Source organism: Chromobacterium fluminis (assembly GCF_011602385.1).
GTDB classification, from domain to species: Bacteria; Pseudomonadota; Gammaproteobacteria; order Burkholderiales; family Chromobacteriaceae; genus Chromobacterium; species Chromobacterium fluminis.
The window spans coordinates 1-14,439 of sequence record NZ_JAAOMA010000071.1 but is presented as its reverse complement, the minus strand read 5'-3'; the positions used below and the strand labels follow the sequence as shown (position 1 = coordinate 14,439).

The 14,439-nt window shown below is 58.0% G+C and carries 15 protein-coding genes; 9 read left to right on the top strand and 6 right to left on the bottom strand.

Features of this window, described 5'->3' with window-relative positions; all coding sequences use genetic code 11:
- A partial coding sequence (locus HA052_RS25725) for a hypothetical protein (protein ID WP_206119057.1) occupies window positions 1-250 on the top strand: 250 nt, incomplete at its 5' end.
- A 46-nt stretch (window positions 251-296) separates the two neighbouring features.
- Window positions 297-1,679 (top strand): aspartate aminotransferase family protein, encoded by a 1,383-nt coding sequence (locus tag HA052_RS25720; RefSeq protein ID WP_166454219.1) that lies wholly within the window; start codon window positions 297-299, stop codon window positions 1,677-1,679.
- 88 nt (window positions 1,680-1,767) lie between these two features.
- On the opposite strand, the gene HA052_RS25715 is transcribed toward HA052_RS25720, so the two are convergent.
- Both HA052_RS25715 and HA052_RS25710 read right to left on the bottom strand, forming a co-directional pair.
- Entirely contained in the window at window positions 1,768-2,022 is a 255-nt protein-coding gene (locus tag HA052_RS25715) for a type II TA system antitoxin, ParD family (RefSeq protein ID WP_166454218.1), read from the bottom strand.
- Window positions 2,023-2,200: 178 nt separating this feature from the next.
- A complete protein-coding gene (locus HA052_RS25710; RefSeq protein ID WP_166454217.1) occupies window positions 2,201-3,160 on the bottom strand; it encodes a LysR family transcriptional regulator in 960 nt (319 codons plus the stop codon).
- Between the two features lie 97 nt (window positions 3,161-3,257).
- On the opposite strand from HA052_RS25710, the gene HA052_RS25705 reads away from it, so the two are divergent.
- The 6 genes from HA052_RS25705 (at window position 3,258) to HA052_RS25680 (ending at window position 8,379) form a co-directional block, all read left to right on the top strand.
- Complete coding sequence (locus HA052_RS25705; protein ID WP_166454216.1) at window positions 3,258-4,526, top strand: flavin-containing monooxygenase; 1,269 nt, start codon at window positions 3,258-3,260, stop codon at window positions 4,524-4,526.
- 11 nt (window positions 4,527-4,537) lie between these two features.
- A complete protein-coding gene (locus HA052_RS25700; RefSeq protein ID WP_166454215.1) occupies window positions 4,538-4,960 on the top strand; it encodes a RidA family protein in 423 nt (140 codons plus the stop codon).
- Complete coding sequence (locus HA052_RS25695; protein WP_166454214.1) at window positions 4,957-5,631, top strand: DUF1028 domain-containing protein; 675 nt, start codon at window positions 4,957-4,959, stop codon at window positions 5,629-5,631. The genes HA052_RS25700 and HA052_RS25695 overlap by 4 nt, the downstream gene beginning before the upstream one ends.
- Window positions 5,628-6,803, top strand: a complete 1,176-nt coding sequence (gene argE, locus HA052_RS25690; protein WP_240937578.1) for an acetylornithine deacetylase — start codon at window positions 5,628-5,630, stop codon at window positions 6,801-6,803. Before HA052_RS25695 ends, argE begins: the two co-directional genes overlap by 4 nt.
- 78 nt (window positions 6,804-6,881) lie before the next feature.
- The gene (locus HA052_RS25685) at window positions 6,882-7,727 is read left to right on the top strand and encodes an aminoglycoside 6-adenylyltransferase (RefSeq protein ID WP_166454213.1); all 846 of its coding nucleotides are present in this window, start codon (window positions 6,882-6,884) and stop codon (window positions 7,725-7,727) included.
- Window positions 7,728-8,091: 364 nt separating this feature from the next.
- Entirely contained in the window at window positions 8,092-8,379 is a 288-nt protein-coding gene (locus HA052_RS25680; protein ID WP_166454212.1) for a hypothetical protein, read from the top strand.
- A gap of 90 nt (window positions 8,380-8,469) precedes the next feature.
- On the opposite strand, the gene HA052_RS25675 is transcribed toward HA052_RS25680, so the two are convergent.
- The gene (locus tag HA052_RS25675; protein WP_166454211.1) at window positions 8,470-8,781 is read right to left on the bottom strand and encodes a hypothetical protein; all 312 of its coding nucleotides are present in this window, start codon (window positions 8,779-8,781) and stop codon (window positions 8,470-8,472) included.
- A 370-nt stretch (window positions 8,782-9,151) separates the two neighbouring features.
- Between HA052_RS25675 and HA052_RS25670 the strand changes: the two genes are divergently transcribed.
- Complete coding sequence (locus HA052_RS25670) at window positions 9,152-9,589, top strand: hypothetical protein (RefSeq protein ID WP_166454210.1); 438 nt, start codon at window positions 9,152-9,154, stop codon at window positions 9,587-9,589.
- Window positions 9,590-9,735: 146 nt separating this feature from the next.
- On the opposite strand, the gene HA052_RS25665 is transcribed toward HA052_RS25670, so the two are convergent.
- From HA052_RS25665 to HA052_RS25655, 3 genes are all read right to left on the bottom strand, one after another.
- On the bottom strand, window positions 9,736-10,539 hold the full coding sequence (locus tag HA052_RS25665; protein WP_166454209.1) for an HNH endonuclease family protein: 804 nt from the start codon (window positions 10,537-10,539) through the stop codon (window positions 9,736-9,738).
- Complete coding sequence (locus tag HA052_RS25660; RefSeq protein WP_166454208.1) at window positions 10,536-11,993, bottom strand: ATP-dependent nuclease; 1,458 nt, start codon at window positions 11,991-11,993, stop codon at window positions 10,536-10,538. The genes HA052_RS25665 and HA052_RS25660 overlap by 4 nt, the downstream gene beginning before the upstream one ends.
- 247 nt (window positions 11,994-12,240) lie before the next feature.
- Window positions 12,241-14,187 carry an ATP-binding protein gene (locus tag HA052_RS25655; RefSeq protein WP_166454207.1) on the bottom strand — a complete coding sequence of 649 codons (1,947 nt, stop codon included), beginning with the start codon at window positions 14,185-14,187 and terminating at the stop codon, window positions 12,241-12,243.
- Between the last annotated feature and the right edge of the window lie 252 nt (window positions 14,188-14,439).

Genomic DNA, 14,439 nt, shown 5'->3' with positions numbered 1-14,439 from the left:
CCGCTACCCCACGCTGGCCCGCCCCTTCAAAACCCCGCTCTATCCGCTGCCGCAATGCCTGGGCATCGTCGGCATGCTGATCGCCATCTACCACGTATCGCCCAGCCCGGACATGAGCGCCGCCATCTTCGCCAGCGCCGGCCTCGTGCTGGGTCTGGTGTCCTTGATCGCCGTCCTGTGGATCAAGCTGGTGATGCGCAAACCGCTGTTCAGCCCGGAACCCCTGGACCAGGCGCTGACCCGGCAATAGCCAAACGCCGGCCCCGTCCGGCCCCATCCCCGACAAGGAGACCGTCATGACCGCTTTCACACCCCACCGCAGCACCCGCGACTACCAGCAACTGGACGCCGCCCACCACATCAACGCCTTTCTAGATCAGAAAGCCCTGAACCAGGAAGGCCCGCGGGTGATGGCCGAGGGCCGAGGCGTCTATTTGTGGGACACCGACGGCAAGCGCTATCTGGACGGCATGTCCGGCCTGTGGTGCACTCAGGTGGGCTACGGCCGGCAGGAACTGATTGCCGCCGCCGCCCGGCAGCTGCAACAGCTCAGCTACTACAATGTGTTCTTCCACACCACCCACCCGGCGGTGAACGAACTCTCCGAACGGCTGTTTTCCCTGCTGCCCGGCGACTACCGCCACGTGATCTACACCAACTCCGGCTCCGAAGCCAACGAGCTGCTGATCCGCTGCGTGCGCCGTTATTGGGACGTGATGGGCAAGCCGGACAAGAAAATCTTCATTGGCCGCCACAACGGCTACCATGGCTCCACCGTGGGCAGCGCCAGCCTGGGCGGCATGAAGTTCATGCATGAGATGGGAGACCTGCCTATCCCCGGCGTGGAACACATCGGCGAGCCGTACTGGTTCGCCCACGGCGGCGGGCTAAGCCCGGAAGCGTTTGGCCGTCAATGTGCGCAAGAACTGGAAGACAAGATTCTGGCGCTGGGTGCCGACAAGGTGGCCGCCTTCGTGGCCGAACCCTTCCAGGGCGCCGGCGGCATGATCTTCCCGCCGGAAAGCTACTGGCCGGAAATCCAGCGCATCTGCCGCCAATACGATGTGCTGCTATGCGCCGACGAGGTGATAGGCGGCTTTGGCCGCACCGGGGAATGGTTCGCCCACCAGCATTTCCACTTTCAACCCGACACGCTCAGCATCGCCAAGGGCCTGACCTCCGGCTACATCCCCATGGGCGGCCTGGTGCTGTCGCGCCGCATCGGCGAAACGCTGGTGGAGCAAGGCGGCGTCTTCGCCCACGGCCTGACCTACTCCGGCCACCCGGTGGCCGCCGCCGTGGCGCTGGCCAACCTGGGCGTGCTGCAAGACGAAGGCCTGGTCGAGCGCGCCAGGACGGACACCGGCCCCTATCTGCAAACCTGCCTGCGCGAGGTGTTTAGCCAGCACCCGCTGGTGGGCGAAATCCAGGGTGCTGGCCTGGTGGCGGCCTTGCAGTTCTGCCGCGACAAAACCACGCGACAGCGCTTCGCCGACGAAACCGACATCAGCTGGCGCTGCCGCAGCATAGGCTTTGATGAGGGCGTGATCATACGCTCCACGCTTGGCCGTATGATCATGGCGCCGGCGCTGGTGATCAGCCGTGGCGAGATCGACGAACTCATAGACAAGACCCGCATCGCCGTGGACCGCACCGCTGAGGAGATGGGCTTGCGCTAGAGGGATGGATAAGCGCGCGGGTTGGCCAGGCTGCTGCCTGGCCTTTTCATTTGAAAACTTGGAAAAAACTTAAGAACATAAGGCCTGCTCACACAGACTTGCTCGATGCCAGCGCTTCGCCGGCAATATCGGTGATGCTGCGGTCGATCACCTCCCCGCTCGGAGCCTCGGCCATGCGGAGGGCCAGCAGCGCTTTCAAATCTTCAAGCGCCTGGCCCTCGTCGGATGCCGAAGGAAACAGCCGCTCAAGAGCGTACTGCTTGATCGTTTTACCTTGCAACGCGGCCGCCGCCTTGAGAGCCTGATGCTGCTGCTCGGTCATATCGATGGTCAAACGGTTCATGATCTTTCTCCACTGTGATGGATCGTTGCCACATTATCACGGTGTGTTTTTGTGTATGAACAAACGGCCAAAGCCCCCTCAGAGCCTGTTCAAAGCCTCGCGAGCAAGAGCGAGACAAGGCGAAAACGAGCGAAAAAGCGGAATGTACAAGTGGTACATGAGCATTTTGAGCTCGGTTTCAACGCCGTATCGCCGAAGCGCAGCAGACTTTGAACAGGTTCTCAGGGCGTCCCTCGTCGGCAGTGCCTCCCAATAGTTGCAAACACAGCTCGCGCACGGCCTCCGCCTTGCGCGTCAGCCTCAAGGCCTGCGGCCAGGCCAGCATGATGGGCAGCCGCGGCACCTCGTCGGCGATATCCAGGCAGGCCAGCTTGCCGCCGCCGTAAGCCACGTCCACCTCCGGCCGCAAATTGAGCAAGGCATAGCCGAAGCCCGCCGCCACCAACCCGCGCGCCAGCTCGAAATTGATGGTGCGCAGTCCCACTTTCGGCTCCAGCCGCTGCTGCCGGAACAAGGACAGGAAATACTCGCGGCTGTGCGGCAGGTCCAGCAGCACCAGGGGCTCCGCCGCCAGCTCCGCCAGCGACACCTCGCCGCGCCCGGCCAGCGGATGATCCGCCGCCACCAAGGCATAAGGGCGCGCGCCGGACAGCGGCAGCTTGTGCAAGCTCTCCGGCAGGCCCAGGTCGTAAGCCAAAGCCAGCTCGATCCGCCCATCCGCCAGCGCCTCCCGCAGCTGCCGGGCGTCGCCCTCCAGCAAATCCACCTCCAGCTCCGGGTAAGCGTCGCGCAAAGCGGACAACAGCCGCGGCAGCAAAATGGGCGCGATGGTGGTGAAACAGCCTAGCGTCACCCGGCCGCGCAAGGACTGGCTGATCTCCTGCGCCTGCGGCGTCAACTCCTCCGCCTGCTTCAGCAACTGACGCGCGGCGGCGATGAAGCTGCGCCCGGCCGGCGTCAGCGACACCCCGCGCGCGTGGTGGCGCATGAACAGCTGCAGGCCGAACACCTCCTCCAGCTGGGCGATGGCGCTGGACACGCCGGGCTGCGACGTGTGCAGCGCCTTGGCCGCCTCGGTGACGCTGCCGTGATCCGCCACGGCGACCAGATAAGCCAACTGCCTCAGGGTGTATTGCATAATTTAAAATTATCCAATGCAGAAGATATAACTATTTTCCGTATCCAGCCTGGCTTCGTAGACTGCCCTTGTCAAGCACGCAACAGGAGGCGTCAAGATGGCAATCGACAAGACAGACACGCTGATCATCGGCGGCGGCCAGGCCGGCATCGCCATCAGCGAACACCTCAGCCGCCACGATGTGCCCCACATCGTGCTGGAGCGCCACCGCATCGCCGAACGCTGGCGCAGCCAGCGCTGGGATTCACTGGTCTGCAACGGCCCGGCCTGGCATGACCGCTTTCCCGGACTGGAATTCGCCGGCCTGGACCCGGACGCCTTCGCGCCCAAGGAACGCGTGGCGGACTACCTGGCCGCCTACGCCCAAAAAATCAACGCGCCCATCCGCACCGGGGTGGAGGTGCTGAAAGTCAGCCGCCACCCGGACCGGTCCGGCTTCATCGTGGAAACCTCGGCCGGCGCCTTCCAGGCCGAACGCGTAGTGGCCGCCACCGGCCCCTTCCAACAGCCCGTCATCCCGGCCATCGCGCCCAAGGACGACGCGCTGTTGCAAATCCACTCCGCCCACTACCGCGCGCCGGAACAACTGCCGGAGGGCGCGGTGCTGGTGGTGGGCGCCGGCTCCTCCGGCGTGCAGATCGCCGACGAACTGCAACGCGCCGGCAAACGCGTCTACCTCTCCGTGGGCGCGCACAACCGCCCGCCGCGAGCCTACCGCCAGCGCGACTTCTGCTGGTGGCTGGGTGTATTGGGCGAATGGACCGCCAGCGCCCCCAAACCGGACGCCGCCCACGTCACCATCGCCGTCAGCGGCGCGCGCGGCGGCCACACCGTGGACTTCCGCGCGCTGGCGCATGAAGGCCTCACCCTGCTGGGCAGCGCCCAAGCGTTTGAGCGCGGCATGGCCCGTTTCGCCCCGGACCTGGCAGACAACCTCGCCCGCGGCGACGCCAACTACCTGGCCTTGCTGGCGGCGGCGGACGCCTATATCCAACGCAACCGGCTGGACCTGCCGGAGGAGCCGGCCGCGCGCCATATACCGCCGGACCCGGAATGCGTGACCCGCCCCATCCTGGAACTGGACCTGGCCGCGGCCGGCGTCGCCAGCATCGTCTGGGCCACCGGCTACGCCGCGGACTACAGCTGGCTGCAAGTCCCGGCCTTCAACGAACAGGGCCAGCCGCAACACCAGCGCGGCGTGTCCAGCGAACCCGGCGTCTACTTCCTGGGCCTGCCCTGGCTGTCCCACCGCGGCTCCTCCTTCCTCTGGGGGGTATGGCACGACGCCCGTTTCATTGCCGACCACATCGCCACCCAGCGCCAATACGCCGCCTACCGCGACGCCGGCCAACGCGCACAACCATAACGGAGCCCGCCATGACCCACACCCGCATCCGACCGTTCAACACCCGGCAAACCTACCCGGAGCAAAAACTGGACAACGACCTGTGTCAGGCCGTGGTGGCCGGCAATCTCGTCTTCCTGCGCGGCCAGATCGGCCAGGACTTGGACAGCCGCGAATCCGTAGGCATAGGCGACGTGGCCGCCCAGGCCGAACAAGCGATGGCCAATGTCAAACTGCTGCTGGAAGAAGCCGGCAGCGAGCTGGGCGACATCTGCAAAATCGTGATCTACCTCACCGACCCGCGCTACCGCGAAGCCGTTTATCTAGTGGTGGGCCGATGGCTGAAAGGCGTCTACCCGGTATCCACCGGCCTGGTGGTGTCGGCGCTGGCGCGCCCGGAATGGCTGGTGGAAATCGACGTCACCGCCGTCATCCCCGAGGAGCGCCGCCGATGACCTTCTCCATCGCGGCCCGCTGCCGGGACAGCGGCATGGTAGGCGTCGCCATCGCCTCCTCCAGCATCTGCGTGGCCAGCCGTTGCGCCCATGTGCGCGCCGGCGTGGGCGCCGCGCTGAGCCAGAACGTGAGCAACCCGCTGCTAGGCCCGCTGGCGCTGGAACTGATGGCGACGGGCGGCGCAGACGACGCGCTGAGCGCCGGCCTGCTGGCGGCGGACCCTCACCTGGGATGGCGGCAACTGGTGCTGGCCCCGCTTCAAGGCCGGCCGCAAGTGATCACCGGCCGGCACGCGCTGGGCCTGCATGGCGCCGCCACCGGCCGCGACTGCGCCGCCGGCGGCAACCTGCTGGCCACGGCCGAACTGCCCCAAGCCATGGTGGCCGCCTACGAGGCCGCCGGCGGCGGCCTGCCGGAACGCCTGCTGGCGGCGCTGCAAGCCGCGGTGGACGCGGGCGGGGAAGCCGGCCCCATCCATTCCGCCGGCCTGCTGGCCACAGCCGATACCGCCTGGCCGGCCATCAATCTGCGCATAGACTGGAGCGACGGCCAGCCGGTGGCGGAACTGGCCGAGCTGTGGCGCCGCTACCAGCCGCAAATGGACGCCTACATTGCCCGGGCGCTGACCCCGCAGCATGCGCCCAGCTACGGCGTGGCGGGAGACCCATGATGCAACGCTACAGCTCGCTGGCCATGCTGGAACGGCTGGTCGGCTTCGACACCGTCAGCCACCGCTCCAACCTGGAACTGATCCACTTCGTGCGCGACTACCTGGCCGGCTGGGGCATCTCCAGCCAGTTGATCCGCAGCGAAGACGGCGGCAAGGCCAACCTCTACGCCACCATCGGCCCCGCGGACCGGGGCGGCGTGATGCTGGCCGGCCACACCGACGTGGTGCCGGTGGACGGCCAAGCCTGGAGCGGCGCCCCCTTCCGCCTCCAAGTACGGGAACAGCGCGCCTACGGCCGCGGCAGCGCCGACATGAAAGGCTTCATCGCCGCCGTGCTGGCCGCCGCGCCGGACTTCGCCGCCGCCCGGCTGCGCACCCCGCTGCACATCGCGCTGAGCTACGACGAAGAAATCGGCTGCATCGGCGTGCGCCGGCTGCTGAACGTGCTGGGCGGGCTGCCGACCCTGCCCAGAATGGCCATCGTCGGCGAACCCACCCTCATGCGCGTGGTGGCCGCCCACAAGGGCAAACTCGCCTACCACGTGCGCCTGCGCGGCAAGGCCGGACACTCCAGCCTGCCCCAGGCCGGCGTCAATGCCGTGGAATACGCGGCGGAACTCATCGTCTTCATCCGCCAACTGGCGCGCCGGCGCGCAACGGAAGGCCCGTTCGACCCGCTCTACCCCGCGCCCCACACCACCCTGCACGTGGGCGCCATGCGCGGCGGCACCGCGCTCAACATCATCCCCGAGCACGGCGAATTCGAATTTGAAATCCGCCACCTGCCGGAAGACGAGCCGCAAACGCTGCTGGCCGCCATCATGGACTTTGCCCGCCAACAACTGCTGCCCGCCATGCGCGCCGTGGCCCCCGACGCCGACATCGTCTTCACCGAACGCAGCGCCTACCCCGGCCTGCTCACCGCGCCGGACGCCGAGGTAGTGCGCTTCGCGCAATCGCTGCTGGGCGACGCCCGCGCGCCGGCCAAAGTCTCCTTCGGCACGGAAGCAGGCTTGTTCTCCCAACAAGTAGGCATCCCCACCGTGGTGCTAGGCCCCGGCAGCATCACCCAGGCGCACCAGCCGGACGAATGGCTGGCGCTGGAACAACTGAGCGCCTGCGACACCCTGCTCGACGCCCTGCGGCGGCGGCTGAGCGAGCCCGCTCCCTGACCGTCATCCGGCCGCGTCGGAACCTTCTCGCGCTTGCGGGGGCCTACCACGGTCACGCCCCGCACCGGAAAGCCCCATATGCAGCCCAACACCCCCCAGGCCCAACGTCTAAACGCCGCCATCGCCTGGGCGCAGCAACGCCCGGACGTGCACGCGCTAATCCTCACCGGCTCCTTTGCCCGCGACGACGGCAGCGCCGACATCTATTCCGATCTGGACCTGGAAATCATCGGCCCGAACCCGGCGGCGCTGGCCGCGTACGACGACTGGCTGCGCGACATCGCCCCCCTGCTCACCGTGCTGCGCCTGGGCGAAGGCCAAGCCTGGCCCACCCGCCTGGCCATCTACGGTGACGGCGTCAAAATCGACTTCACCCTGGCCGGCCCCGCCCGGCTGCAAGCCATGCGCGAGCACGGGCTGGACCCGCTGTACCAGCGCGGCTACCGCGTGCTGCTGGACAAAACCGGCGCGGCCCAAGGCCTGCCCGCGCCGCAAGGCCGCCCCGCCGCGCCGGCCCTGCCTTGCGAGGAACGCTTCCGCGAGCGGGTGGAGGAGTTCTGGTTCGAGGCCTTTCACATCCCCAAATACCTGGCGCGCGGCGAACTGTTCGTCGTCAAATTTCGGGACTGGACCATGAAGGAACTGCTGCTGGAAATGCTGGAATGGCACGCCCATAGCCGTCCCGGCGCGGCGGCGGACTGCTGGCATATCGGCACCGGGCTGCAACACTGGGCCGAGCCTGAACACTGGCAGGCGCTGCATCAAGCCTTTGGCCGCTTCGATGCCGCCGACGCCGAACGCGCCTTCCACGCCACGCTGCGGCTGTACAGCCAAGTGGCGCGCGAAGTGGCCGCCCGCGCCGGCTTCGACTACCCGGAAGCGGTGGAGGCCGGCATCCGAGACTTGATCCACGCACCGGCCTAAGAACCTGTTCAATGTCTGCTGCGCTTCGTGAAGCGTTGCACGGTGAGTACCAGCTCAAAATGCTCATGTACCACGAGTACATTCCGCTTTTTCGCTCGTTTTCGCCTTGTCTCACTCTAGCTCGCGAGACTTTGAACAGGCTCTAAACCAACGGCGGCGCGGCGGCCCCCACGCATCGCGCCAGGCGGGGGATTGTTTGTTGGGATTGACCTTTGGCCATGGTTAGATAGAATCCTCTACCTTTCAGGCGTTCGCTTCGCCTGTCTTCAGTCCAGCCACGCGCCCCCTCACAGCGGAAGCGCGCCAGCCAAGCCATACCGCAAACCGCCACCCCCGTGGCCAGATACTTTGTCAGGAATACAAGATGCGTATCCACGCCCTTCTGCTGCCGCTAGCGCTTTACAGTGCGGCAGCCACCGCGGATTCATTCTCCCCCTCTCACCCGGCTTTTACCCAAATCAACAAGGCCATGACGGATAGTTTTCGCATGCAGCAACAACTGATGCGGATGCCAACTCCGCCCGATATGTTCAAGAGAGAGAATAAAGAAACACCGCCGCCTCAGGACGAGGCAGAGAAGGTTGACCGCCAGCAGGCTGAGCCGGCGATGACGCCGCAACAGCAAGCACGCTCCGACGAGCAGAGCGACTAAGACCCGCTAAAACAGGAGCGGAGTAAGCCCTGTCCCGCTTGGCGGCTTCCCCGCCAGCGGCGCCGGGCTGAAGCCGCGCCAAACGGGCTATTACAGCGGGGAGATCTCGCTGACCTCATGCTGAAACACATAAGGATCGGACAAGAGCTCAAACTGCTCATCGTCCGGGTAAGTGACGGCGACATGGTAGTTGTCGCCGGCAAACGCCTTGACCGCCTCCAGATCCCCCCAGTAAGTGGCCAAAAAGAAATGCGCCCACTCCCCCTGCGCCTCCTGGCGGACAAAAGCCCCCAGGTTGCCCGCAATGCTTCTGGAGTGCTGGACGCCGGTCTGTTCCAGATGCGCGGCAAACCCCGCCTCATGCCGCCGCGGCACACAGCCATGCCATGTTCTGACAATCATGTTCAAGCTCCGTCTGAGATGGAACAATCGATTCTAGCCCGCCGCCGCCCACGCCCCCAGCCGGCGTGTTCCGTTCCACATGCCGGCTGAAACGCGACCACCGCGCCTTGACCCTGCCCGCATAGTCGGCAACAATCCCCGCGTGCCGCAAAACACGGCACCGAGATTGGCATCTCGCAGCACGTCAACAACAGGCATGTACGTTCACGTACATGCTTGTGTTTCGCCATGACCTGACGGCAGGTGCATGGTGGGAGAGCGCTATGCGCTCGCCGTTGACGTGTCGGTAATGCCAATCCCATCACGCGCCTGCCAAATCCATTCCTGGATAGGCAGCTTGTTAATCTTGTTTCATCGCAGGAGTAACGACATGCCGCAATCTCTCTTTCCGCGCCGACGGCGCTACCGCACCCCGGCCCTAGAAACCCAGGAAATCCTGCTGCCCTTCGTCAGCTACCTTTCCGGACGCACCTACCCGCACTACTGGCAAATGCCATCCGCGCCGGCCACCCCCGCCGAGGCCCACGCCTATGGCCGGGAATGCGCCGCCCACCTGCTGCAATGGTTCAAGGACAACCCGGCCTACGTGGGCCAGGGCCTGCTCAGCCGCATCGCTCGCGATATCGACTTCAGCCTAAGCGAGCAGCGCGGCTACTGGCTGGGCTTCTTCAATCATCTGGAGCTGCTGATCTCGCTCAGCGCGCGGCGGATGAATGTCTACGCCTACACCGACCATCAACACCAGATGATGGACGCGCAGGTGGAGCGGTCCTTACTGGAGCGACGGGTATTGAAGAAGAGTAAGTAAAGGGAGACCCCCGGCGAAAGCCGGGGGTTTGGTGTTATGGGGGGTTGTCAGTCGAAGCAGTTCTTCGCACATCAGATGAAAGATAGCTGCTTTCATATTGGAAGCAGCCAAAAAAGTATCTAGCAAACAAGTGGCGATTAAGCCTATCACAACCCGCCTGCCGCAATTTGATTTACAAGTGGAGCAAGAGCGGTGTAGAACGCACATTCCCAAGAGTTAACTGAGTTTACTGTTATTTGGTCAGTAATGAATTGCTGTAATCGCACAATTTTTTTATGCTGGACAGACTCTGACAGAAGGATTTTTCTGATTTTTGCAACCTCATTCAAAGTAACTTTCTCTTTGTAACGTGTTTTCAAATTCATTAACGTAAAATGTCGCTGCAGCAAAGGAGAAACTGACAACCCCGGCCGTATATTAAAATCAACCACCAATGAGTTTGAAACATAAGCTACGGTTGCCTCGAGATAGGTAGCACTCGGAAGTTGATTGTACCTTGGGTGTATAACTTCCTGAGCATTACCATTCCCCCAAAGCTCCATCTTGTGTTTTGAGTTGCAAATATCACACGACATCAAAAGGTTTTGCATTGATATAGAAAGTTCAGGGAAAATTGATCGAGGCAAATAATGATCAATATGTGAAACGGTATCAAGTTGGCAATATGGGCAACTGGCACCAGAGTACTGTCCAATTAGCTTGACCTTCATCGCCATGACATTTTTAGATTTGCTATCATAAAGATGATAGTAGTAGTCTCGCCTTTTTCCTGTTAAGCCTAAGGGTAATACCATGCCCTGCGCTATATCATTGACGTATTCATCAAGCTTTTTCTCAATATTTAATTGCACGACTACTAGAATGGGTTTCTGAGGTTTTCTCGTCCCATTTAATATTTTTTGATAGCTTCGTTTGTCGTCCGCCAAGGCTACTGTTGCGATATTTTTCATGAATTTAGCATACTAAGATAAAAACTTCTGGCCTCGGCACTCAAGCGCCCCCCGAGTTCATCCTCTATCGCTTCAATAGAGTATTGCTTTTCTGCCAATGTTTTTAACACACTCACATAGCTTGGCATCCCTACTGGCACACCAAATACTTCAGATGTTAGACTATCTATGCTTGCGCCAAAAGATTCAACTTTTAATTTATCAACTCGAGCGTGCCCATCAAATTTTCTTAAAACTCGGACATATTTGGCAGGCACTTCCTGGACAACAATCGGAGAATGTGTCGAAATGACCGCTACTGATTGGTTGTCCGCCAGCATCTGTCTAAGAATATGTAAGGTTGCAGAGAGTAGCGAGGGATGCAAATGATTCTCTGGCTCATCAATAACAATCAAGGACCCAGGCTCTATCTCAGAAAATAGACTGGTTAGAATAGACAATGTAGATTTGTGCCCTGCGCCAAGGCGGCGAAATTTTGCTCTTGCCGCTTGCTCATTTAATACATCTTCGTCACTAAAGTCGGCCTCACGCAAGATTGGCTCAATAGTCTTTTTCCACTGCTGGTATATCCCCCTGTCCGATATCTTCTTAATTGCGGCCGTAAAACGTCTAGAAAATGCCAGCGAGCCGGCTATTTTCATTGTTCCATTATTTTCTGAAATTCGCTCCCGCAACCCAATATATACATATTTCAAGTCTTCTGAAACATAATCTTTGCGGTTATTTCTTCCTGGTATTTTTATTTGATCGGGAAGAAAAAATTGGTCAAACACACTATACGAGACAACAATTACTTTTTTAACAAACTCTCGCCCGGTAATTTTCGCATTTTCTTCACCAAGACCAAGAATGTTTGCAACAAAATTAGCCAGAAGTTGTGTTTTCCCTGCTCCATTTTTTCCAATTAGAGAATTAATCGTTCCTGGTATTTTTCCATTCAAGTCAAAATTAAATATACATTCAATTGAAAGTTTTGATGTAGGCAAGCGGCTTGTAAAGCCAATTTCAAGTGATGATACATTCTCCTTTAGCTTCGCAATTCCAAGCGGGCCTAAGAAACGCGTTAATGAATTAACAAAGGCTTGCTCATCTTTAACGCTATCTAGGAGTTTTTGATTCCTAGTTACGTCATTCAAGGCGGACAGTGCGAGATACTCCACTTTCGTACCGCGCTTTTTCAAGTAAGTATAGAAGGAATTAGACTGACCTAGTGAGAAGAAAGTAGGTCCCAACTTGTTAAACGAGGAAGGCAATTGCGTTCGCCCACCTTTCTGCCCTACTTCCGCTATTTTCAAAGCCCCAATTGGAATTTTATCACTAGGCCCTATTACCTCGTAGAGATGAAAGGATGTCTTATATCCATAATCATCCCAGCTCGAACGCGTGAGCAAGAAACATGGGAATTTGGCACTATCAGGTATAGACCCAGCGTAAAAAATTGCTTCATCTTGCATTGTGAAATTTTCTCAAAAACTTTCATACATAGCCAAATAGAAAAATCAACCTGTATATATTTCTTGGCAACTCTGTCAGAATTTTCCGTGCATGCGACTCCGATACCTTGCCAGCGTTAAAACTTCCTGATTCATCAGAATAAAAATTGATACTCAAAGTACATTACATCTTTAGGGACACCCTTCCAACAGGAAAGGCCCAGCTGGTAATTTTTTATAACGATTTCAATAATGCGCATACAGGGAGTTAGGCAACAATTTTTTCAGTCAGCATGTCTTGTTGCGTCACCCCCACCGGCTCAATAAATTTCTTCAATTCTTCCTGTTGTTCAATTAAAAACGGAGCCTCTTTAACCTTTTCAAAGAGCTTCAGCAACCGTTGCTCGGCTCTATTCAAAAGGACGCTATATAAAAGAGGTTGAATTCGGACCCTTTCATTATCCTCAGTGCGAGCACCTCCCTCTCCAAATTCAATTTGATCCCCTAGAACAAAACCGTCAATTCTTGTTTCAGGCTGGATGTAGCCCTTCCTTCGCAACTCTTTGACATACTTCCAAATCTGTTCTTTCTCTTTTGATCCAAGCGACAATTTTGTTGTCTTAAGATCCACAATAATAAGATGTTGGATGCCTTCTTCTTGGTACTCGTCACTATAAGATGGCAGAGAATAAAATCCAACACTACCATCAAGCCGAATTACAAAATCTGGGCGGTTCAGTGAGGCCTTGTCATCTTTGCCATCAAAGAGCTCTCGGATAACAGTAGTCATCCCCTTATTGGATGTAAAGTGAATAGACTCAAATTTATCTCCAAACATCCACAGCCCCTTAGAAAATAAGGGCTGAAGCTCCTTCACTTCGTCTATGCCAGCTATCTGAATCTTTATGCGAAACTCATTGATAACCTTCAAGCGGTTTTGTATTTCGTCCAAGACTAATTTTGCCATTCCGATTGTCCATTCATTAAGAATAGAATGCAGATTGTCATAGTCGTGAGGTTCACACTTGTGTAGCAAGTCGAGTAAGCCATAACGGGACTTTGACTGCTCTAGCTTGGCGAGAATAGTAGAGAGCTGAACAATTTCGTTTTCGCCAAAATTTGGACAAGTATCAATAACCTCATTAATAAAACTTTGAACTCTGTCCTTACTTACTAGGGAAAGGGTATTGATTGAGTTGCCTACCTTATCAATAACAGCACTTCGCCGGCTTTCCCGTTCTGTCTTGCCACTATCGAAGATGATCTGGCGAATACGATCCTGAACAACCTCGCGAGTTTTGAGCCATACAGGATGCTCTTCCTTAAAACCCTTCCAATTCTCAAGAACGGCATCTAGCTGGTTAAGGTAATCAGCTTGAACAATAAAGGTAAATCGCTTTGCCTCAGAGGTTCTGCCATCAAGGATTTTCTCGTAGTCGCTACTGCTCCACTTGCATTCGCCCACCGCACGGTTTTGGACCCACCATGCTATACCGTGCTGCTTTGTGGTTTTATCTGCTCTCTTCGCATCGATATGAAGAATACGAACTGTACCGTAGCCTTGGACTTCTACTTCTTCAGTTGATAAAAGGGTCGGAATATCATTGAAGGTAATTTGGCGACCACTAACCAAGACCTTGAAGGATGGGTTCGCAAGGAAGCGACTACCGATCAACTCTCTTACTTGTTCCTCACTAAACATCCTTCGTGGAATTTTACCGGTTCCTACGATTTCTGTTCCATGTCCCTCTACACCTTCTGCCTTAAAGGAAAGCTCTTCAAGAACGAGAGGGGCGGTTGAGGTCGTGCGGACCTTGCAAATAAATTCCTGTCCGTTCTTTTTGGAAGTGACTATGTATTCACTTGCAAAGCAAAAGCTAGCGAAACGGCCCTTACCGTTCTTTCCAAATACGGTGCGGGACAACCCCTGGATATCACTTGGAGGCTCTGTAGTCCTCCCTTGGTTCTTCACTCGGTTGTAGTCAATGGTTCGCCAAATTTTTTGAAACTCATCCCGTGTCATTCCATGCCCGTTGTCCCAAATTCTGAACTGCTGTTCTTCTTTGGGGTCTGGCCAGGTTATGCGAACCTCGGTTGCATAGGCATCCCAACAGTTAGCAACAAGCTCAACAATGGCAGTGGCGGGATCAGTGATAATGGCACCAGCGTGGTTCTCTAGGAATCGCTCATCGTAGAGAAGGGTCTGTTGTTCCATGGCAAGGGCCTTTATGCATTATAAATATTCACAAGGATACGACAAATAGTTACTCTCTGGAACAACCATCCTTTCAACGAAGGCAATGGGCCCCTACTCGCTCAATGGCCGGTACCTAATGATTGCAGACGGTGATAGCCATAGGTACCAACGGCCGCAGAGACCGATTTCGAGACTCAGAGCAACTGCCTGAGCGTTATCGCCAAAGCAGCCCCACCCTCCTTCCTCAGCCCTCCTTCCTCAGCCCTCCCT

Coding starts and splice junctions, on each gene's coding strand:
- HA052_RS25720 (WP_166454219.1), top strand. CDS start 297: ATGACCGCTTTCACACCCCACCGCAGCACCCGCGACTACCAGCAACTG.
- HA052_RS25715 (WP_166454218.1), bottom strand. CDS start 2,022: ATGAACCGTTTGACCATCGATATGACCGAGCAGCAGCATCAGGCTCTC.
- HA052_RS25710 (WP_166454217.1), bottom strand. CDS start 3,160: ATGCAATACACCCTGAGGCAGTTGGCTTATCTGGTCGCCGTGGCGGAT.
- HA052_RS25705 (WP_166454216.1), top strand. CDS start 3,258: ATGGCAATCGACAAGACAGACACGCTGATCATCGGCGGCGGCCAGGCC.
- HA052_RS25700 (WP_166454215.1), top strand. CDS start 4,538: ATGACCCACACCCGCATCCGACCGTTCAACACCCGGCAAACCTACCCG.
- HA052_RS25695 (WP_166454214.1), top strand. CDS start 4,957: ATGACCTTCTCCATCGCGGCCCGCTGCCGGGACAGCGGCATGGTAGGC.
- argE (WP_240937578.1), top strand. CDS start 5,628: ATGATGCAACGCTACAGCTCGCTGGCCATGCTGGAACGGCTGGTCGGC.
- HA052_RS25685 (WP_166454213.1), top strand. CDS start 6,882: ATGCAGCCCAACACCCCCCAGGCCCAACGTCTAAACGCCGCCATCGCC.
- HA052_RS25680 (WP_166454212.1), top strand. CDS start 8,092: ATGCGTATCCACGCCCTTCTGCTGCCGCTAGCGCTTTACAGTGCGGCA.
- HA052_RS25675 (WP_166454211.1), bottom strand. CDS start 8,781: ATGATTGTCAGAACATGGCATGGCTGTGTGCCGCGGCGGCATGAGGCG.
- HA052_RS25670 (WP_166454210.1), top strand. CDS start 9,152: ATGCCGCAATCTCTCTTTCCGCGCCGACGGCGCTACCGCACCCCGGCC.
- HA052_RS25665 (WP_166454209.1), bottom strand. CDS start 10,539: ATGAAAAATATCGCAACAGTAGCCTTGGCGGACGACAAACGAAGCTAT.
- HA052_RS25660 (WP_166454208.1), bottom strand. CDS start 11,993: ATGCAAGATGAAGCAATTTTTTACGCTGGGTCTATACCTGATAGTGCC.
- HA052_RS25655 (WP_166454207.1), bottom strand. CDS start 14,187: ATGGAACAACAGACCCTTCTCTACGATGAGCGATTCCTAGAGAACCAC.